Annotated in this window: 16 protein-coding genes and 1 tRNA gene; 10 read left to right on the top strand and 7 right to left on the bottom strand. The window is 42.2% G+C overall.

Going from position 1 to position 19,916, the window contains the following annotated elements; all coding sequences use genetic code 11:
- Positions 1 to 12: 12 nt before the first annotated feature.
- Positions 13 to 2,583, bottom strand: coding sequence for a phosphoenolpyruvate--protein phosphotransferase (gene ptsP / locus DP114_RS31995; RefSeq protein WP_171978036.1), 2,571 nt, complete (start codon positions 2,581 to 2,583; stop codon positions 13 to 15).
- A 125-nt stretch (positions 2,584 to 2,708) separates the two neighbouring features.
- Complete coding sequence (locus tag DP114_RS31990) at positions 2,709 to 4,253, bottom strand: FecR domain-containing protein (RefSeq protein ID WP_172195367.1); 1,545 nt, start codon at positions 4,251 to 4,253, stop codon at positions 2,709 to 2,711.
- Positions 4,254 to 5,153: 900 nt separating this feature from the next.
- Between DP114_RS31990 and DP114_RS34570 the strand changes: the two genes are divergently transcribed.
- Entirely contained in the window at positions 5,154 to 6,410 is a 1,257-nt protein-coding gene (locus tag DP114_RS34570; protein WP_211178343.1) for a hypothetical protein, read from the top strand.
- Positions 6,411 to 6,552: 142 nt separating this feature from the next.
- Here DP114_RS34570 and DP114_RS31980 read toward each other — a convergent pair whose 3' ends face one another.
- Entirely contained in the window at positions 6,553 to 7,371 is an 819-nt protein-coding gene (locus tag DP114_RS31980; RefSeq protein WP_171978366.1) for a sulfurtransferase, read from the bottom strand.
- A gap of 97 nt (positions 7,372 to 7,468) precedes the next feature.
- Here DP114_RS31980 and DP114_RS31975 point away from each other — a divergent pair, with 97 nt between their 5' ends.
- The 3 genes from DP114_RS31975 to glmU all read left to right on the top strand — a co-directional run bounded on the left by DP114_RS31975 (position 7,469) and on the right by glmU (position 11,634).
- Positions 7,469 to 8,404: a tRNA (5-methylaminomethyl-2-thiouridine)(34)-methyltransferase MnmD gene (locus tag DP114_RS31975; RefSeq protein ID WP_169264090.1), complete on the top strand. Its 936-nt coding sequence runs from the start codon at positions 7,469 to 7,471 to the stop codon at positions 8,402 to 8,404.
- Between the two features lie 611 nt (positions 8,405 to 9,015).
- Complete coding sequence (locus DP114_RS31970; RefSeq protein ID WP_246162930.1) at positions 9,016 to 10,074, top strand: response regulator; 1,059 nt, start codon at positions 9,016 to 9,018, stop codon at positions 10,072 to 10,074.
- A 186-nt stretch (positions 10,075 to 10,260) separates the two neighbouring features.
- Positions 10,261 to 11,634 carry a bifunctional UDP-N-acetylglucosamine diphosphorylase/glucosamine-1-phosphate N-acetyltransferase GlmU gene (gene glmU / locus DP114_RS31965; protein WP_169264061.1) on the top strand — a complete coding sequence of 458 codons (1,374 nt, stop codon included), beginning with the start codon at positions 10,261 to 10,263 and terminating at the stop codon, positions 11,632 to 11,634.
- 20 nt (positions 11,635 to 11,654) lie between these two features.
- Here the strand turns inward: glmU and DP114_RS31960 are convergent, their stop codons facing one another.
- The gene (locus DP114_RS31960; RefSeq protein WP_169264062.1) at positions 11,655 to 12,623 is read right to left on the bottom strand and encodes an isoaspartyl peptidase/L-asparaginase; all 969 of its coding nucleotides are present in this window, start codon (positions 12,621 to 12,623) and stop codon (positions 11,655 to 11,657) included.
- Positions 12,624 to 12,653: 30 nt separating this feature from the next.
- Positions 12,654 to 12,821, bottom strand: a complete 168-nt coding sequence (locus DP114_RS31955; protein WP_169264063.1) for a DUF2256 domain-containing protein — start codon at positions 12,819 to 12,821, stop codon at positions 12,654 to 12,656.
- A 248-nt stretch (positions 12,822 to 13,069) separates the two neighbouring features.
- On the opposite strand from DP114_RS31955, the gene DP114_RS31950 reads away from it, so the two are divergent.
- Complete coding sequence (locus tag DP114_RS31950; protein WP_169264064.1) at positions 13,070 to 14,212, top strand: quinone-dependent dihydroorotate dehydrogenase; 1,143 nt, start codon at positions 13,070 to 13,072, stop codon at positions 14,210 to 14,212.
- Between the two features lie 189 nt (positions 14,213 to 14,401).
- Here DP114_RS31950 and DP114_RS31945 read toward each other — a convergent pair whose 3' ends face one another.
- Positions 14,402 to 15,136 (bottom strand): hypothetical protein, encoded by a 735-nt coding sequence (locus DP114_RS31945; protein ID WP_169264065.1) that lies wholly within the window; start codon positions 15,134 to 15,136, stop codon positions 14,402 to 14,404.
- Positions 15,137 to 15,726: 590 nt separating this feature from the next.
- On the opposite strand from DP114_RS31945, the gene DP114_RS31940 reads away from it, so the two are divergent.
- The 5 genes from DP114_RS31940 (at position 15,727) to DP114_RS31920 (ending at position 19,235) form a co-directional block, all read left to right on the top strand.
- Positions 15,727 to 15,848 (top strand) — tRNA-OTHER (locus DP114_RS31940).
- A 37-nt stretch (positions 15,849 to 15,885) separates the two neighbouring features.
- Entirely contained in the window at positions 15,886 to 17,487 is a 1,602-nt protein-coding gene (locus tag DP114_RS31935; protein ID WP_171978034.1) for a TROVE domain-containing protein, read from the top strand.
- Positions 17,488 to 17,626: 139 nt separating this feature from the next.
- Positions 17,627 to 18,046 (top strand): XisH family protein, encoded by a 420-nt coding sequence (locus DP114_RS31930; RefSeq protein WP_169264067.1) that lies wholly within the window; start codon positions 17,627 to 17,629, stop codon positions 18,044 to 18,046.
- Positions 18,034 to 18,369: a XisI protein gene (locus DP114_RS31925; protein WP_169264068.1), complete on the top strand. Its 336-nt coding sequence runs from the start codon at positions 18,034 to 18,036 to the stop codon at positions 18,367 to 18,369. Before DP114_RS31930 ends, DP114_RS31925 begins: the two co-directional genes overlap by 13 nt.
- Before the next feature lie 260 nt (positions 18,370 to 18,629).
- On the top strand, positions 18,630 to 19,235 hold the full coding sequence (locus tag DP114_RS31920) for a methyltransferase domain-containing protein (RefSeq protein WP_171978033.1): 606 nt from the start codon (positions 18,630 to 18,632) through the stop codon (positions 19,233 to 19,235).
- Positions 19,236 to 19,283: 48 nt separating this feature from the next.
- Here the strand turns inward: DP114_RS31920 and DP114_RS31915 are convergent, their stop codons facing one another.
- On the bottom strand, positions 19,284 to 19,802 hold the full coding sequence (locus DP114_RS31915; protein ID WP_171978032.1) for a GNAT family N-acetyltransferase: 519 nt from the start codon (positions 19,800 to 19,802) through the stop codon (positions 19,284 to 19,286).
- Between the last annotated feature and the right edge of the window lie 114 nt (positions 19,803 to 19,916).

Here is a 19,916-nt window from a genome sequence, read left to right as displayed (position 1 = left end):
GCCAGTTTGATTTTAGTGATTGTTAAGTTGACGGTTTAGAAAGGCTGAGACGACTTCTCTGACGTCAGTTGCAGAGTTTTGCTGCATGGCTGATGCAGCGATCGCCTCTGATTCCGCCATTGTCAACTGGGCGATCGCCTGCTTAAATGCTGGGATACCTTGCGGATTCAAACTCACTTCATCCAATCCCAACCCTAGTAAAATCGGCGCTGCTAGAGGATTGGCTGCGAGTTCTCCACATAACCCCACCCAAAGGCCTGCTTTATGTGCAGCTTGGACAGTTTGCTGAATCATCCGCAACACAGCTGGATGCATTGCATCAACCAAACTTGCAACTAAGGGATGCGTGCGATCTGCCGCCATGACATACTGGCTAAGGTCATTCGTTCCGATACTAAAAAAGTCCACTTCAGCCGCTAACTGTTCAGCAAGAATAACTGCCGAAGGTATCTCCACCATTATCCCCACTTCCATCTTTTCATCAAAAAGCACACCTGCTTGACGTAGTTCTGCTCGTACTTGGGCTAATATTGCCTTGGCTGCTTGTATTTCTTGCACAGTAGCAATCATCGGAAACATAATCTTAATTTGATGTCCGAGACTCGCTTTTAAAATTGCCCGCAACTGGGTTTTCAAAATATCAGGATGATCCAGACAAAAACGAATTCCGCGCCAACCCAAAAAAGGATTACTTTCTTGTGGTAAATCCAGGTAAGGAATTGGCTTGTCGCCTCCCACATCAAGTGTACGAATAATCAACGGACGATGATCAAGAAGTTGGGCGATTCTTTGATAAACTGCTATTTGTTCTTCTTCTGTTGGCGGTGTTGTTCTTTCCAAATAAAGAAACTCAGTGCGGAATAGTCCCACGCCTTCTGCACCCAAGCTCAAACCTTCTTCAGTATCAGAGATACCCCCAATATTAGCGTATACTTTGATTTCCCTCGTCTTGTCACGAGTCACTGCTGGATTCGCCGCCGTTGTGATTGCTTGCTGATGAGCAAGTTCCTGTAGATTTCGCTTTGTTTCAAGTGCAGTTTGGATATCTGGTTCTGGTTCTATCCAAACTCTGCCAATCTCTCCATCCAGTGCTACTATAGTATTATTTGCGACTTGCATAATTTCTGGTGGTAAACCAAAAATAGCAGGAATACCTAATCTCCTAGCTATTATGGCACTGTGTGAAATCGCACTGCCAGATGTTGTACAGATTCCCAGGATTTTAGTTGGATCTAGCCTAGCTGCATCAGAAGGACTTATATCAGTTGCAATTAAAATAACTGGCTCAGATAGATTCAAATGAGTAAGTTTGTCCTCAGAATTTCTCAAATGGGATTCAAATCTACTTAGCAGTCGTAAGACTCGCTGTCCCACGTCTACAATATCAGCAACTCGCTCTTGTAAATAAGAGTCCTCAATTCTACGATAGTCATTTGCCAACTCATTGACCACTGCTTGCCAAGCTGCTTCCGCATTTAAGTGTTGTTCAAAAATACGTTGCTGGACTGCCTCAAGTACCACAGGATCTTCTAGAAAGAGCAGATGAGCATCAAAAATGGCAGCTTCTGCGTCTCCAATTTGGATAGATGCTTGTGAGAATATAGCTTGAATTTCTTCGTGAGCCGCTTGTACGGCAACTTGTAAACGTTGCCACTCTTCTTCTCTATTTTCTACGTGGTATTGCTGAATAAGAATCGGAGTGGGGTGATAGAGAAAAACGGGTGCGATCGCCACTCCATTAGAAGCAGGAATACCTTGGATAAAGTCATCAACAGACGAAACAATGTGGTTTGCTGGACTAGTAGTAAGAGGAGCTAAAGTGGCATCTTCTTCGCCAAAGTTATTTTCGACTAATGTTTGCAATGCTGCCAGCGCCTCATCCGCATCAGAACCAGTAGCAGTAATAAGCAATTCGTGTCCTTGACGTACACCCAAAATAGAGACTTGGTTGATACTGTCAGCGCGTACTGCTTCAGTACCCTTAGTAATATTCTGTACTTTTATTTGAGATTGGAAACGGGCTGCTGTTGCCACAAATTTCGCCGCAGGACGAGCGTGTAATCCCAAGGGGTTACGGACTGTAAGACGTATTTGTTTTGTAATTTGTCCTTCAACGACAAATGACGAGGTAGATACCTCTGTGCTTTCCCCAAGGATATGGCTCACGTTTACACCCAATTGAGTGGCTTTAGCAACTAATGCTCCCCTTGCTTGGGCCATCACTTGTTGAATGTTGCAACCAGAAGCTGCAGCAACAGCAGCTGCAATTGCACCTTCAACAAGTGGTGCTTCACACAGATGGACTTTTTCGCGTTGTTCTTGGGAGAGAAACTCAAGTGCCATTTCTGCACTCATCAAAGCGCTGCCTAAATCCATTAAGACAAGGACACCTTGATCATTGTAAATTGAGGCGATCGCCTCATAAACTTGTATAGCATCTGTACCTAGAGGGTTTTTTGGGTCGTCAATTCCTGCTGCAACAGCCAGGAAGACTTTGCCCTGAACCATTTGCACTGCCAGTTCCCGAACTCCTTCTGCTAGCTGGCGACTGTGAGAAACTATGACAATTCCAACCGCTGCCACATCATCAATTCCTTGAGAAGCGTGTACCTATCCACTTACTTTATGCTGAGCGTGGCTTAGAGGCTAGAATGCGTAACGAAGTGTAACGCACCTTCTTTCATTCCATAGCGATGACCAAATAGATTTTATGTACTTGGTCTTACCGGAGTTGTTGAAGGTACTGTTGGAGTCGTTGGTGTTGGTACTGAAGATGGGCTTGCCGGTTGTGGTACTGTTGGAGTCGTTGGTGTTGGTACTGAAGATGGGCTTGCTGGTTGTGGTACTGTTTGTGTCGGTTGTGTTACTGGTACAGAAGGTTGAGTGACTGGTGTTACTACTGGTATAGAAGGTTGAGTTACTGGTGTTACTACTGGTACTGTAGGTTGAGTTACTGGTGTTACTACTGGTATAGAAGGTTGAGCGACTGGTGTGACTACTGGTACTGTAGGTTGAGTTACTGGTGTGACTACTGGTATAGAAGGTTGAGTGACTGGTGTTACTACTGGTATAGAAGGTTGAGTTACTGGTGTGACTACTGGTATAGAAGGCTGAGCGACTGGTGTGACTACTGGTACTGTAGGTTGAGTTACTGGTGTGACTACTGGTATAGAAGGCTGAGTTACTGGTGTGACTACTGGTATAGAAGGCTGAGCGACTGGTGTGACTACTGGTACTGTAGGTTGAGTTACTGGTATTACTGTTGTCGGTTGTGTTACTGGTACTGGAGGTTGAGTGACCGTTACAGGAGGTGTAACTATTGGTGATGTGGTAGTAGTGGGTGGGTTGGTTGGCTGCGTCACCGGATCGGTAGGTGTAGACCTACTAGGCTTGGGTGTGGGAGATGAAACGGCATTTGTCACAACTTCTCCTGTTTCTATAATGTTGTTAGCTGGAGAATTATTTTTAGTAATGTTGTTACTGGGTAAATCGGGGGGAGTCGTTGGCTTTATAAAAGGTGGGTTTACAACAACATCCTGACCAGTAAGGGGCGATTGTGCAGCAACAGCAGCAGCAGTCTCAGCTTGAACGCTGGCGATCGCCAGATCTGAACTTGGTATACCATTTTTTAAAGTCAGATTTAAATCCCGAACCAGGGTACTCGTTTGATAAAAAGTTCTTAGATCGAAATCGTATAAACCTTTCAATTCCCCTTTAACTAAAACTATCAGTTGTCCTGCTTTTAGCTCTTGTTTTCGAGAAGCGTCTTTATTAGAAACTTGAATACCACTGTTTGTCAGTGCACCAACAATCGTGGTTTCCGTTTGCGGATCATAACGTACAAATAATGCTGAACCGCGAATTGCTGCTGCGGCATTTGGCGTGCTTATACGTGTTTGTCCCCTACCTGGTGGAATCAGCAGTACCACTGTCCCATCGTCCAGCCTGAAGTTTCTTCTTTGTGGCAAGAATTGAAAAACTGCCTGTTCTCCGATCCTAGCCAAAGAACCGTCGTTAAAACGTAAGTCTGCCAAGGCAGATCGCCCTGTGGACAGCCTATCTCCCGGAGTCATAGGATCCGATTTGCGTGCCGGACGCTTAGAATTCTTGTACGGTATGAGTTGCACCAAATTGCGGAGGTCTTGAATGACCGCAGCAGTCAAAGGAGTTGTAGCATCTGCTTGTTTTGTTACAGGGAGGACAACAACTCCCCAGAAACTAATTATTATGAGTAAAAAAAACTTACGAAACATAGTTTGGAGCCTCAAATAATTTTATTGATACCAAATCAGTTGAAGACAGGTTCTGATGTTCACAGTTTAAGCCTACTTATTTGTTCTGGCATTACTTACGTAAAATTGCTTGTTTTTTATTGATGATTTTATTTTATTTAATGCAGGATTATACTGTTAACTGGTTATTGGAGTTTCTTTTTTTGAAAAACTATGGTGTAAGCTTCATACAGACCTCGTAACCATTTAAACAGCTAAACACTGGTTTAACTTGAATTAAGAAGTAGACATTACCTCTGTTTTCAAGTCCCGACCCTTCAAGGCGGAGTCAGTAACAGTTTATTTGCGTTTTTGATATAAAAATGGGTACATTTACCAAATACTGTCGCTAAAGTCCCTTGAAATAGTAATTTTTTCTCATGGAACCTTTAGCACAGTGAGTAAGTCTACTGTTGCCAAAATGAAAAATTAAATATGCAACCCAAGGGCTGGATAAATTTGTTCTTTTGGATTGTATTAGCTTATAGTAGTGCAATCTTGTTTTACATCAAGAAGGTAGATGCGGCGCACGCTGCCAATATAGACCTATCAATGACTGAAGATGATCTAATACAAAGAATAACATCTTTAGGGGTCGCATGGATACCCGCTCAATTGAGCCAAGAGTGTAGGCAAATATCTTGTAAAGAAGTAAAAAAAATAAATTTTGGTAAAAAAGTTGGGTGTGGGTTAAAACGTGAACAAAAGTGGACAACCCGTGCAAAAACGAGCGGGATCACTGAGACTGACAACGAATTATTGAGAATAAACCCCGTTCGTTTTTGCCACTTCACGAATAATCGTGACGCGAACACGACTAACCAAAAGGGTTGTCCACTCTTGTCGGGTTCAGATGAAACGGGATGTCAGGATAAAGTTGGCATGTCTTTCAATTCTTTTGACTTTACAAGCCAACCTACAGCAAATACTTATGATGGAGTCTCAAATTTCTATTCCCAGACACCACCAGATCAGACACCCCCACCCCCACCAGCATCTCAAGGAAATCAAACACCACCACCAGCAGCACCACCAGCAGCACCACCAGCAGCACCCACTCCAGCACCCACTCCAGCACCCACTCCAGCACCACCAGCAGCACCCACTCCAGCACCCACTCCACCACCACGTCCTGCATCCTCTACACCGGAGAAGCCTCCACAGCTAGAAAGTCAACCCGCTGATCTTCCTCAACCTTCCTCACCAGCTATAGAACAACGGTTGCAATCACCTGAAATTGATTACGCACAAAGATTGCAGAAGCTAAGGCAATTGTTACAGGAGAAAAAGCAAGCGTCTACCCAAGTTCGCGATCCTGAACTAGGAATATTAAAGGTACAACCAATAATAAAACCATCACAACCGCAACAACCCCCAAAGCGTCCTCAGGCTCAGCCGAGATCTATAGGCTATTTACAGGCTCACGTTGGCTATTTCCAAACAGATAACATTTTTTCCTCAAAAGTAAATCCCATAGAAGATGGCTTGATTTACTCTGGATTAACACTAGCTTCTATGCCTATACCCTTAGGAAACAAAACCTTTTTGAATGGATCAATTGATGGCAGTTTAATGCGTTACATTGATCAATCAAAATACAATTACAACCAGGTGAGATTCAACGTTAGTATTTTCCAGCAGTTATCGCCCCAAATGTATGGGGAAATTGGGTGGAACAATCAAAAGTTGTTTTATGCAAGAAATGGTACTAATTTTGCGGCTGGCGATCTCTTTTTGAATGAAGATTCTTTCCACCTGTCTTTAGGACGGCGAGACTCCCTCACATCTAAATTGATGTTAGATAGCTTTTACGAATTGCGTTTCAGCTTGACTGATCCTCCCAGTAAACAAGACAACCGCGATCGAATCATTCATACCGTGTGGGTTTCTTTGAACTACTACTTAGAACGATCTCTCCAAATTGGTCTTGATTACCAATTTGGTTTGTCAGATTTTACCCAACGCGATAGAGAGGACGTATACCATCGGTTATACGGTCATTTAACTTACGGAATATCCAACTACACAAATCTAAGTTTACAAGGAGGTTTGACCCTAGGTGGTTCAACTGATAGATATATAAATGTTGATGGCTGGTTTTTCAGTATTAATTACAATCTGGAATTAGGTCGTTTTTGAGTGTTGTCTTTTATCTTGACTTGTCATAAGTGAGAAATATCTGTAGGACTCATTTTCGATTTTTGCTCAGCTAGATACATTTGATATTAAGTGTTCCTTGTTAAGAGTCTTCACGAGTAAATTCATAAATCAAACCTGATTCCTAATAACTAATCCAATCACTCCAGCTGCCGGGATAAAGTTTAGCTGTAGGAATTCCAGCCAGTTCCAGGGAGAGTAAATTCACACAAGCAGTAACGCCAGAACCGCAATAGACAAAAATGTCCTTTGCATCTTCCAATTCTAACCAGCGTTGACGTTGCTCTTGTTGCGGAAGTAAAAAACCTGCAGAGTCAGTTACTTCCTGCCAAAAATAGTTAACCGCACCAGAAATATGACCCGCAATTTTATCAGTTGGTTCTCTAATACCGAGAAAACGATCTTGTTCTCGTGAATCAACTAACACCACCTCTTGTGAATCTTTGCGGTTTTTCACTCCCAAAAAATCCACAACCATCTGTGGCTGTAGATTAGGGACAAAAGTCGCTATTCGAGGTTCAGGAATCACATCTGTAACAGGATATCCAGCTTTTTCCCAAGCAGAAAACCCTCCATTCAGTACTGCCACTCGCTCATGTCCAAAATAGCGCAACAGCCACCACAAACGAGATGCAAAGGCAAGGCGAGAGTCATCATACGCGACTACAAAAGTTTTTTGAGAATTGATTCCTATAGCTGATAATTTTTGAGCTAATTCAATAGAGTTAGGTAAAGGATGTCTTCCTCCGTGTTCTCCCACTGGACTGGAAAGATCCTGATTCAAGTCGAGGTAATATGCTCCAGGGATGTGACTTTCTTGGTATTGCTGTCTTCCCAGTTGTGGCTGGGCCAGAGAAAAGCGACAATCCACGATAACAACTTGGGAATCATCAAGATGTTGAAGTAGCCATTCACAAGAAACAACGCAAGGGTTATCGATCATAAATTCAGGTTTGTCGGTCAATTGTTTATTATTAATTGTTAGTTGTGCTGTTCTTTACGAACCACTGATTACTAACAACTAACCACTACTTATGACTATGTCAGACTCAGACAATTTTACACCCAAACTCACAGCAGATGGCTCGTTCACTTTTTTTTCTGATGAGTTTAGCGAGTCGTTTCACAGCCATTACGGAGCGCGTCAGGAGAGTTTTTTTAAGTTTGTCGCCCCAACTCAACTATCACTGAAAGCACACAAACCAACAGTGCGGTTGCTTGATGTTTGTTATGGTCTAGGATACAACAGTGCAGCTGCTATAGAAACGATTTGGGCAGTCAATCCCAACTGTTATATAGAAGTCATTGCTTTAGAACTCAATAGCGCTGTACCACAAGCTGCGATCGCCCATCACTTATTCGATAACTGGGAATATAAATATACCCAAATTTTGACTCAGTTAGCCTTTGAGCATCAAGTACTGCAAAATCGTCTCAAAGCGACTTTACTCATTGGTGATGCCAGAAATTCAATCAAACTTGTCAACCAGTCGGGTTTTCAAGCTGATGCAATTTTTCTCGATCCGTTTTCACCACCTCATTGTCCTCAGTTATGGACTGTTGAATTTATCAAACAACTATCTGTTTGTTTAGACATAGATGGCTTACTCGCGACTTATTCCTGCGCGGCTGCTGTACGAACGGCACTTTTGGCAGCTGGACTACAAATAAGTTCTACCTCACCAGTCGGAAGAAAGACACCTGGTACAGTAGCCGGACATCAACAAGTAACTAGCCATCATGAACTACAAACCACCACCGTTCTATCGTCCTCATCCTTCTTTCTCCCACTTTCTCTAGCAGAACAAGAACATTTACTCACTCGTGCTGCTATTCCTTATCGCGATCCACAGCTGTGCGATGCTGCTGATGTGATTTTGAGACGACGGCAACAAGAACAACAAACTTCCTCTCTAGAGTCTACCTCTGGTTGGCGTAAAAGATGGTTCTCAAAAAATCTACTTAATGATATGTAATATTTATAGCTTTACTGCTCTGACAATCTTATACAGGCATTTTTGTGATCAAAATCACCAATGTAAAAAGTAAGGCATCACTGACACGCAGATGTAATTATAATTATATAATTGACATTGAAAAAACAGCAATAATACGCAAGCCAGTATCTTAAAACCACAACTTTAAACCCAATAGACCTTGTTTTGATAGAGGTTGCATCCGTTAATCATCTTATTTGAAGATTAGATGAAGAAAAATCAGTGAAAACCCGAATTTATATATTTTTCTAAATTGCTTATACTGAAAAAATAGAAATAAAAAGAATCAAGTCAAAATCTCAATTATACAAGTAGATAATAATCTTCTACTGTCGAATAAAAAATCAAAGTTTATATTTGCTGAAAGCTTCTTATATTAAGTTTTTTTGCAAAATAAAACACCAAAAAATCTATAAAAATGAGTGTTAATTTTTTATAAGCTGGAGTTACCTTATAGTTGAAAAAAAAACTAGAAAAGACAGGATAATAAAAAAAATGATTATAAAATACCTTTGGATGCAAGAAAGCAGAAAAAAAGCTTTGCTTGAGTCAAGGTAAATGATGTAAAAAAATAAAAAAAGCCTTGATTAATGAACATTATTGTTACTGATACTCATGATTTATTCGTCTCCCAGACGATACAAACTCAAAAATCAACAGTGAATACCTTTGATTCAGATGCGCCGAGAATTTTAGTAGTAGATGATCATCCTATGAATCGGATGACTGCTGCTGCCCTATTGGGAATAGAAGGTTATGAAGTTATAGAAGCAGACAGTGGTTTTACGGCGCTCAAACTGGTAATGCAGAAACAACCAGACTTGATTCTGTTGGATGTGATGATGCCAGAAATGGATGGATTTCAGGTGTGCGAGTTGCTTAAGCAAAATGAACATACCAGACTCATTCCAATCATTTTCATTACTGCTTTGAATGACAGGCGAGCGCGCATTCGAGGAATTGAAACTGGGGGAGATGATTTCATCACCAAACCCTTTGATCATGTAGAGTTAGTGGCGCGAGTAAAATCGCTGATCAGACAAAAGCGTTTGAATGAAGACTTAGAACACGCCGAACAGGTGCTGTTTTCCATTGCAAGGGCAGTTGAAAGTCGTGATCCTAATACTGGTGATCACTGCGAACGTCTGACGCATATGGGAAAAAATTTTGGAGAACATCTCAATCTCACACGCAACCAAATTCGGGATTTAATGTGGGGAGGATATCTTCATGACATCGGTAAAGTGGGCATTCCCGACGCAGTGCTGCTCAAAAAAGGCAAATTGACTGCCGAAGAGTGGGATATTATGAAGCAACACGTTTTAATTGGGGAAAAAATTTGCCAGCCATTACGCAGTATGGGGGGTGTAATTCCCATTATCCGCAGTCACCACGAACGTTGGGATGGCTCAGGCTATCCTGATGGACTTGTAGCAGATGACATTCCAAATCTCGCCCAAGTATTTCAGGTAATAGATATTTTTGATGCTCTGACTAGTGAAAGACCATATAAAAAAGCTTTCACATTAGAAGAAGCCCTTGCTATTATGGCGGAGGAAACAGCAAAGGGATGGCGTAATCCAAAACTCATACAGCAGTTTACAGAGTTTATTTGTTCTTTCAAAGATTGGCAGTTATGTGCTAGCTAGGTTTTAAACTATTACAGTACATCAGTGGAATGATTGGTTAGTTTGACACTATCTTGACTTCTAGTCAAGATATTCTTGGCTCTAGTAGGAGTCTAGTTAACTTAGACGACCTTGCGGTTTTCTTGTAAATTGAGCCTAAACTCAAATTAACACACGCATTCAAAGCAATTCACTGATAGCTAAATTATGGTAGTTGTAGCAATTCTGGCGGCGGGACGTGGAACACGCATGAAATCAAACCTGCCCAAAGTTTTACATTCTTTGGGTGGGCGATCGCTCATCGAACGAGTTATCGACAGTGTCAAACCGCTTTCGCCCAGTCAGCAGATGGTGATTGTTGGGTATCAAGCGGCTGAAGTCAAAGCAGCTATCCAGTCAACACCAGATCTGGAGTTTGTTGAACAGAGTGTGCAACTGGGAACAGGTCATGCCATCCAGCAATTACTTCCCCATCTGGAAGGCTACAGAGGCGATTTGCTCGTGTTGTCTGGTGATGTCCCTTTGCTTCGCACAGAAACTCTCAAAAATCTGTTGCAAACTCACCAAGAAAACCAAAACGCTGCCACCATCCTCACAGCATACTTGGATAATCCCAAAGGCTACGGACGCGTTTTTTGTAATGGTGAAAATATTGTCCAACAAATCGTTGAAGACCGAGATTGCACACCGAATCAAAAACAAAATAACCGTATTAATGCTGGTATTTACTGCTTCCGTTGGCAGGATTTAGCAAAAGTTCTGCCTCATTTACAAACGAACAATTCTCAAAAAGAATACTATCTGACGGATGCTGTCAGCTTGCTCAAACCAGTTATGGCAGTAGATTTGGAAGATGAGCAGGAAATTCTGGGCATTAACGACCGCTTACAACTGGCAACAGCATACGAGATTTTGCAAAAGCGAGTCAAGGAAAAATGGATGAGCGCAGGTGTTACCCTTATTGACCCTGCCAGTATTACAATTGACGACACCGTAGAAATAGAGCCAGATGTGATTATCGAACCCCAAACTCATCTGCGAGGTTATACAGTTATTCAGACAGGAAGTCGCATTGGACCCGGAAGCTTAATTGAAAATAGCCAGATAGGCGAAAATGTCACGGTGCTGTATTCAGTGGTGATAAATAGTATTATACAAACAAAAACCTGTGTAGGACCGTATACCCATTTTCGTGGTCAAGTACAAGTGGGCGCTGGTTGTCGGGTAGGAAATTTCGTGGAATTGAAAAATACCAAGTTGGGCGATCGCACTAACGTTGCCCACTTGTCGTATTTGGGTGACACCACCGCCGGTACCAAGGTCAATATTGGCGCAGGAACAATTACCGCCAATTATGACGGTGTGAAAAAACATCCTACCAATATAGGCGATCGCACCAAAACTGGTGCCAACAGCGTTTTAGTTGCTCCTGTGACGCTAGGAAATGACGTCTACATAGCTGCTGGTTCCACTGTTACAGAAGATGTCCCTGATGATTCTTTGGTAATTGCTCGTGCCCGTCAAGTTGTCAAACCAGGGTGGCGCAACAAGAGTACAGAGCCTCTTAAGAGTCCTGAGTGAAAATACTCAAAACTTGTCACTTAGCCGTCAGAACTGAATATACAGCCAACTTCTGTCCCAACGGGTAGTTCTAAGGTATCGCCGATTTTCTCTCCGTTGTGGTAAGCCGCAAGGAGAGCATCGCTAGTTTTACCCCAAGCGATCGCCCCATTAGCATCTAGGGCGATCGCTCCAAAATTTCTTTTGTGTTCTTGTGCTTCTGCAAATGAGCGCTGCATTGCTTCTTTGAGGGACAGACCATCAGTGACACGTACCACTACTCGTGCTGCTAAACACTCATCCATTATGTCTTCCCCAATACCAGTACAACTAACTGCTGCATATTTTGTCGCATAATTCCCTGCTGGCATTGCAGAATCGCTCACGCGTCCAATTCGCTCAAATCCCTTACCACCAGTAGAAGTACCTACAGATATCTTTCCTTGAGTATCTAATGCAACAACGCCAATCGTACCGCGTCGGGCATTGCTGGCTTCCACCAGTTCTGCGTCTGCTACGACCCCAGCCATCGTTCTTTGAAAATTGTCCTGACGCTCCCGTATCCACTCTTGCAAGCGTAACTCGGTTAAGCCATTGTAGCTGGGTATTTGCAACTCCCTCGCCAGTTCTGCTGCACCGTAATCTGAGAGTACGCGGTCAGGAGAGGTTTGTAAAGCGATCGCCAAGTCAATAGGATTTTTGACTCGCGAGACATTAATCACCCCACTAAAGCTTTGGGATGTTCCATCCATCAAAGAAGCACTCATGCGGATTTGACCATCCGATTGCAGCACAGAACCTGTACCAGCATTAAAACGGGGGTCGTCTTCCAACATTTGACAACCGCGCACAACAGCCTCATTTGCAGATGCTCCCGACTCTAGAAGAGAATAGACTTCCTCTATAATTTGGTAGAGAGAACGGCGTACCGCCTCAATTCCTCCTTTTGCCTTTAGAGAAGTACCAGCGCCTCCATGAATAATTAACTTAGGTTGTACCTTGATCTCCATCTGTTTGTTTATTTACCCGTACCTTTACGGTCATTGATTTGCTTCATTTGTAGCTTGAGAACGGTGACGACGGCAACGTTCGGAGCAATATTTTACGTCATCCCAGCAATCTGCCCATTTTTTGCGCCAAGTAAAAGGGCGCTGACATACCGGACAAATTTTTGTGGGCAAGTCAGATTTAGAACGAGCACGTCCCATATTATTAATCAGCAGCTTAGAGCTAGATTTCTGAGATTTGGAAATTAATTATAGCTACTTTCGTACAACACAATAGTAAATTTTGTGACTTATTGTCGGGTATTGATTGTCATGCATCTTCAGAGAGAAATCAAGGACTGTCGCAAGAGTGAAGAGCTTTTTCCACTCCTGATGATCACTCAACGTAAATTGCTACTATATGAGACGCTAACAACAGTACCCAGACGCAGCGATTTAAATTTTGGATTGTGGATATTTATAAAAATGCACTTCGTCCCCTCTTGTTCACTCTGCTCAAAGCAGATCCAGAGTGGATGCACTCCTCAACGATTCGCAGTTTAAGCTGGTTGGGAAAAACTGACCACCAAGCACCTGCGAGTTGGATCAACCAACGTCTGGTACAGTCGTTTTGTTTGTCAGATGCACGCCTAGAACAAAATCTCTTTGGGCTGCACTTTCCTAACCCTTTAGGTTTAGCAGCTGGATTTGATAAGGATGGCGTTGCAGTTCCTATATGGTCAAAACTTGGTTTTGGCTTTGCAGAAGTGGGAACTGTGACTTTTCATGCACAGCCAGGAAATCCCCGTCCTCGCTTGTTTCGCTTACCCTTAGACAAAGCCGCCCTCAACCGTATGGGCTTTAACAATCAAGGTGCTGCAGCAATGCTGGCGCGGTTAGCACAACGTAAGCAAGAGTTAAATCTATCTGTACCTATAGGTATTAATCTGGGAAAATCTAAGATAACTCCTCTAGAAGAAGCCGCGAAGGATTATCTCGATAGTTTTCGCTTACTGAAGAATTTTGGAGACTATTTTGTCGTCAATGTCTCTTCACCCAATACGCCGGGGTTGCGATCGCTCCAAGATGCCCCGATGCTTAGTTCTATCTTGGATGCTTTACAACATGAAAATAATGCATATAAGCCGATTTTTGTCAAGATAGCTCCGGATTTGGAATGGGAGGCGATCGCCGATATTATTTCCTTAGCAAAAACCTATCAATTAGCTGGAATTATTGCCACCAACACCACTATCCGTAGGGATGGACTAAAAACAAAGGTGATTGACCAAACTGGCAAATCACCTCAAGAAGAAGCTGGTGGTATCAGCGGTGCTCCAGTAAAAGAACGTTCCACCGAAGTTATTCGTTTTATTTGGCAGCAAACAGCAGGTCAATTACCGATTATTGGTGTTGGCGGTATATTTACTCCAGAAGATGCTTGGGAGAAAATCACAGCTGGTGCTTGCCTTATTCAGGTTTACACAGGCTGGATTTACGAAGGACCAGCCATGATACGCCACGTTCTCCAAGGGTTGCTATATAAGCTAGAACAAAGCGGATTGAATAGCATCTGCGAAGCTGTCGGTTTACAAGGAAAAATGGAAAAGTAAAAAGAAGTTTCTTCTATCAGTGAATAGTTACTAGTACAGCGCGACAGAAATAACCAGACAGTTATAAACAGGGTAAAACCTAGTTTATGTATGTATTTTTTCTCCTGACTTCTGACGACTGACGTCACGAGTCCTTGTACTAGTACAGTGAATAACTGGTAACTGGTAACTGGTAACAGAATAACTTTTTTAACTTTTGCCTTCGTCAGCCGGGAAAAACTCTTTCGTTTTTCGGGAGTATTTCCAAGCAACTCCATCTGGATCCTTGGTGCGACTCCACTCTGGAAAATCGGGATCGTCCCGCCGCTTATAAACTGTGCTGGAATAAACATTGAGACGCTTGGCAAGTTCAGATTGAATCAAAGAACCAAACATCAATTGTTTTTCCAGCGGTTTTTTTGCTTCCTCTTGGATTGGTTGAGGTAGTGGTTCGGTTTCTAGTTCTTGTAAAACTGGCTGGGGCGTTGGTGGTACTAGAAACGGTAGCGCTTGCTGGGTAACAACTGGTTGACTTTCAAGTTGTTTGGGTGGTTCGCTACTGTCAAGTATGCTGCCTAGAGTACTCGCGGTGATAAATTGATAGACTTTGCTTCCATCTTCGGAGTTAACCGTGCTAGCAGCAAATTCCGATGCTTTCGTATCTAGGTAGCGTTTTGCTCTTTCCCCAGGAAAATTGCCCTTGATTGCCAAATCCATTGGCGTAATCTTGCCTTGGTTTTCCCGAATCAGTTGATGGAAAATCGGATTTACCTTCTGGCACCACTTTTGCCATGTGTAAAGTTGCCAGACATTAAAAGCCAACACAAGTAGGATTAGTGCCAGCCAAATTCGCCAAGTAGCAACTACGAAAATAATTAAAAACGAGATGGGCAAAAGTAGAACTAGAAAACCCTTGCCGTCACTTTCTATAGTTTTTTCACTCATGCCGATAACTGCCAAGTGACTGTGTGTGGAAATAATAATATATCTTGGCAAAAATTGGGAACATTATTTGTGTTATTCGTCAGTTTGCCAAAAAAGATTTCGGCAAAACCGAATAGAAGCTATAAAGCAATACGGTTTAGTTAATGGTGTTTAGTTTTATTAAGATCCCCCAACGCCCGTTAAAAAGTTTGCTCAGTTCCCTCCGTTGTAGCGACTGGCGTGGGCTAGGGAGGATGAATCCTTAACCCAAGCGTATTGAGCTATAAAGTCCTCCTCGCCAAGCGCTTTGTTTGATGTGTGGAGAGATAAAAGTTATGAGAAAATTTTTTACCCCAGCCCTTGACATAGTATATTACATATACTACATTCAAAGGACAAGCACATGCTTTGAAAAAATTCAATTTTCAGCCCTGGAGAATGCGTTACAAAAAATTAAAAACGTTTCTTCTTATTTTGAACTTTGTATGCGCAAAGCGCACGCTAAGAGCGAACGCGCAGCGTCTGGGCAGGAGATACGCGTAGTGTGCCCGCAGGGCATACTTTGAACTTTGAACTTTGAATTTTGAATTTTGAATTTTGAATTTTACTTGTGGCGGGTAGCTCAGTTGGTAGAGCGCCAATATCCTTATTCAACTCTTGCCTGAAAAGGACGAAGAATGAGGGTTATCGTTTGAGGAACGGGAGGTCGCAGGTTCAAGTCCTGCCCCGCCACCTTCCATTTTTGCATGCATTGGCTGGGAGAGAAAGCCGTGAATTACAAATTCTTTACTCAAAAAAAGACAGGAACACCGCAGACTCAGCCTATTCCTGGACAAGAAGCCCAGATGATCCAAGGACGTTCTGGTGGTTGGATGTTCGATGCAGGTCTTTGGAATATGCTGCAGCGTTGTTTGCTGATTGGCACGGCAGAAAGCACTTATTATGCGGGCAAAAATGAATTGACAGAAGATTTTGTTGAGGTGATAAGACAGGCGATCGCCGAAGATCCTGGGCGAGTCGCACAAGAAATTCTTTATGCCAGCGATGGACGCGCCATTAACAACAGTGCGCCTATTCTTGCGCTGGTTTTACTGTCGATGGGTGAGTCGCCAGAAGCCAAAAAAGCATTTGGTGAAATCTTCCCGCAAGTTGTCCGCACGGGGAGTCATTTTTATGAATGGCTGAACTACACTAAGTCTTTGCGGGGATTTGGTAAGGTTGTACGCGAAGCTGGAAAAAATTGGTTCTTACGGGAAGATGTTAAGGGTTTGGCTTACCAGTTGCTGAAGTACCAGCAACGTTATGACTTCTCCAACCGAGATGCTTTGCGGCTGTTCCATGTCAAACCACCTACACAAGACCATCAACAACTATTTGAGTGGGTAGTCAAAGGATGGGAAGTTTTGCCAACAGAAATCCCATCTGGGGCGTTAGCACAGATTTGGTGGTATGAGTGGCTCAAGCGCAATCCAGATCAGACTCACGAAGCTATTGTCCAAGGACACCTAACCCATGAAATGGCTGCACCCGTGGGCAAGATGGATAAATCTGCTTGGCAGTTGCTGTTTAACGAAATGCCAATTGGTGCATTGTTGCGTAACTTAGGTTCACTCACTGAAATAGGAGTTTTAACATCTGATGAATCTGTCAACTTGCAGCGAGTTGAAGCGGTTCTCAACAACAAAGAACATTTACGTAAAGGTCGCATTCATCCAATTGATGTTTTAAAAGCACTCAAAACATATGAGTCTGGTGGGAAATTGGGACGCAGCAAAAAGACTTGGAACCCAGTTCACAAAATTGTGGACATTTTAGAAAAAGCAGTGGAACTATCTTTTGATGTCGTGCAACCCACAGGCAAAGTGTTCATGCACGCTGTTGACGTGTCTGGTTCTATGGGTTTTCCAATTGCGGATATGGGACTAACTTGTTGTGAAGTCGCCGCAACAATGGCACTAGTCACAGCAAAAGCAGAGAAAAGCTATATGATTCGTGGTTTTTCTAGTCAATTTTACGGCTTGGGTATCACCGCCAAAGATACTTTTCGTTCAGCGGTGGACAAAGCGAGTGACAAAAACTTTGGTGGAACAGATGCATCTGTTGCTTACGAATGGATGATTAGGAAAAAGTATAAGGCAGATGTCATCTGCTTTTGGACAGATAATGAATCGTGGGCAGGTGACAAGCATCCAAGTCAAGCATTGGCTGAGTACCGCAACAAGGTAAATCCCAATATCAAAGCAGTGTACATCACACTTGCACCTTACCAGATTACTTTGGTAGATCCGAATGATCCCCTGTCTTGGGATTTGGGCGGCTTCGATCCAGGAACGCCTCGTATTATTCAGATGCTGGCTACGGGTGAATTGTGATAGAGATATCTGTCCATTTATTGCCTCCACAACATGGGGGCTTTTGTTTTTTTGGGGTAAAGTGCGATATCTGAAGACAAGCTACTATGAGTCTACACACCATTGTTAAAATATCCACAGAACCTGCAAGTGGCAAGATATGTCAGCCAAGGATAGATTTCACGATACAGTAAAAATAGCGCTTCAGAAAGATGGGTGGTTGATTACAGATGATCCACTACGTATTCGTATCAGTTCTACAACAAAACTGTACATCGACTTGGGCGCAGAGAAAATTATTGCAGCTGACCGCGATGGACAAAAAATTGCCGTTGAAATCAAAAGTTTTTTGGCTGCTTCTACAATGGCAGAATTCCATACAGCAATTGGACAATATATCAACTACCGCTACGCTTTAGTGGATTTTGGTTATAAGCACACTCTATATTTAGCAATACCCTTAATTACCTATAATGATTTTTTTACACAGCCATTTGTTCAGTCAGTGATTCAACGTAGTCAAGTAAATTTACTCGTTTACGATGACGAAAAAGAGGAGGTTGTGCAATGGCAAAGCTAGAAAAATACCAAGAGTATATTCAGCAATTACTCAGAAAATATGCAGAGCGTGATTCTGGTGAAGATGGTGTAGAAGCACAGATAATTTTTGACACAAAGCACGATCATTATCAGCTGATATATGTAGGTTGGCACAATCGGCGGCGGATTTATGGACCTGTGATGCATTTGGATATCAAGGATGGCAAGATTTGGATTCAGTGGAATGGTACAGAAGATGACATTGCTGCTGAATTAGTGGAGATGGGTGTGCCAAAGCAGGATATTGTCTTGGGCTTCCACACGCCTCATATGCGACAGTTTACGGATTTTGCTGTTGGGTAATAGCCATTGCAACCCGTCACTAATGAAAGAAACACTTCACTCCCTCCCCAAAAGTATTTATTTTAATTAACCCAATATTAACTTGATTTTTACACCATCTTTAAGATCGTCCTATTTAATACATTTGTAGTACGGCTGCGCAGAAGTCTAAAATTCAAAGATTTATACCACAAAACTTGTGGTTTGTTTTCTGCGAGCTTTATTTCCGCAACGCTGTAGTCGTTAAAAATTACAAGAATCACGAAGTTTGGAGAGTACATATGAATATATTAAGTAACGTGAGTAACCCGAAAATGATTTTGAGAGGTTTCAAAGTAGTTACTTATACAATGATGGGGTGGGAAATGCCGCTTCAATATCATGATCGCTATATACTTGAACAAACAATAATTCCTTTTTTTATTGATAAAAAGGAATTTGCTAAAGTCTTATTTGTCGGATGTGGCTCTTATACAAAGCACTACGAAAAATGGTTTGAAAAAAAAGAATACTGGACAATTGATATTAACCCAATGAAAAAGATTTATGGTGCCAATAAGCATATTACTGGCTCTATGAGTGATTTAAATCTTTATTTTAAAGATAACTCTTTAGATTTAATTCTTTGTAATGGTGTTTTCGGCTGGGGATTGAATGAGAGGAAAGATGTGGAAGATGCATTTTTGGGATGCTACCAATCTTTACGTCAGGGTGGTGTCCTTGTTGTAGGGTGGGATGACGTTCCAGAAAAGAAACCTTTTCCCTTAGAAAGTTGTGAAAGCTTAAATCGTTTTCAATCCTACTTTTTCCCTCCTCTATCAACTTCACAATATAGAAATGTGGCAGATGAATCAGAAAAACATGTCTTTAATTTTTATCTCAAGTAAGAAGAATTAAAGAGAGCAATTATTTTCTGGTTATGCATTTATATTCTTTTAAGTATAAATTGTTTCGATATAAGTTTCCTGCTCAAAGGGTTTAAATCCCCGCTTAAGATAATTGCTAAGTGCCGCTGGATGGTCTAACGTGCAGGTGTGTACCCAAATGCGATGAGTTGCCTTTTTCCAGGCCTGCTCAATTGCTATTGTCAACAGATACTTACCTAATCCACGTCCTGTATACTCCTTGAGTAGTCCAAAGTAGGCAATTTCAACTGAGCCATCTTCGTATTGCTCTAACTCAAAGTAACCGCTAGGTGCTCCGGTGTAATAAAGCACCCACAATGAAATGCTTGGTTGACTCAGGTGTGTTTGAATCTGCTCATCTGTCCAATTGCGACGATACACCCAATGATACTCATGTCCAACTTCACAATATAGGTAACGGTAAAAGGATGCAGGACAATCAAAAACCTGAGTAACTTGTGCGCGATGATCGCCTACGATTTTTACTGGCTTATGCTCATCGGGCGATCGCATTTGGAGGTGAGTTCTTGTAACTTCGATGCTTTTCATACTTAAAACTTTACAGAGAAACAAGGAAAATATCTACTTTTGTAAACGTTTTAATACAGTCCCAGGACAGAAGATAAAAATTTTTAACTTTGATGATAATAATTACTTAACTGA

Origin of the sequence: Brasilonema sennae CENA114, from assembly GCF_006968745.1 — a bacterium.
In the GTDB taxonomy this organism is placed as follows: domain Bacteria; phylum Cyanobacteriota; class Cyanobacteriia; order Cyanobacteriales; family Nostocaceae; genus Brasilonema; species Brasilonema sennae.
Note: the sequence above shows the minus strand (reverse complement) of the source record. Positions and strands in the feature narration are given on the sequence as shown.

Coding starts and splice junctions, on each gene's coding strand:
- DP114_RS31990 (WP_172195367.1), bottom strand. CDS start 4,253: ATGTTTCGTAAGTTTTTTTTACTCATAATAATTAGTTTCTGGGGAGTT.
- DP114_RS31945 (WP_169264065.1), bottom strand. CDS start 15,136: ATGAGTGAAAAAACTATAGAAAGTGACGGCAAGGGTTTTCTAGTTCTA.
- DP114_RS31955 (WP_169264063.1), bottom strand. CDS start 12,821: ATGGGACGTGCTCGTTCTAAATCTGACTTGCCCACAAAAATTTGTCCG.
- DP114_RS31915 (WP_171978032.1), bottom strand. CDS start 19,802: ATGAAAAGCATCGAAGTTACAAGAACTCACCTCCAAATGCGATCGCCC.
- DP114_RS31930 (WP_169264067.1), top strand. CDS start 17,627: ATGTCAGCCAAGGATAGATTTCACGATACAGTAAAAATAGCGCTTCAG.
- DP114_RS31970 (WP_246162930.1), top strand. CDS start 9,016: ATGAACATTATTGTTACTGATACTCATGATTTATTCGTCTCCCAGACG.
- DP114_RS31920 (WP_171978033.1), top strand. CDS start 18,630: ATGAATATATTAAGTAACGTGAGTAACCCGAAAATGATTTTGAGAGGT.
- DP114_RS31980 (WP_171978366.1), bottom strand. CDS start 7,371: ATGATCGATAACCCTTGCGTTGTTTCTTGTGAATGGCTACTTCAACAT.
- DP114_RS31975 (WP_169264090.1), top strand. CDS start 7,469: ATGTCAGACTCAGACAATTTTACACCCAAACTCACAGCAGATGGCTCG.
- glmU (WP_169264061.1), top strand. CDS start 10,261: ATGGTAGTTGTAGCAATTCTGGCGGCGGGACGTGGAACACGCATGAAA.
- DP114_RS31960 (WP_169264062.1), bottom strand. CDS start 12,623: ATGGAGATCAAGGTACAACCTAAGTTAATTATTCATGGAGGCGCTGGT.
- DP114_RS34570 (WP_211178343.1), top strand. CDS start 5,154: ATGTCTTTCAATTCTTTTGACTTTACAAGCCAACCTACAGCAAATACT.
- DP114_RS31925 (WP_169264068.1), top strand. CDS start 18,034: ATGGCAAAGCTAGAAAAATACCAAGAGTATATTCAGCAATTACTCAGA.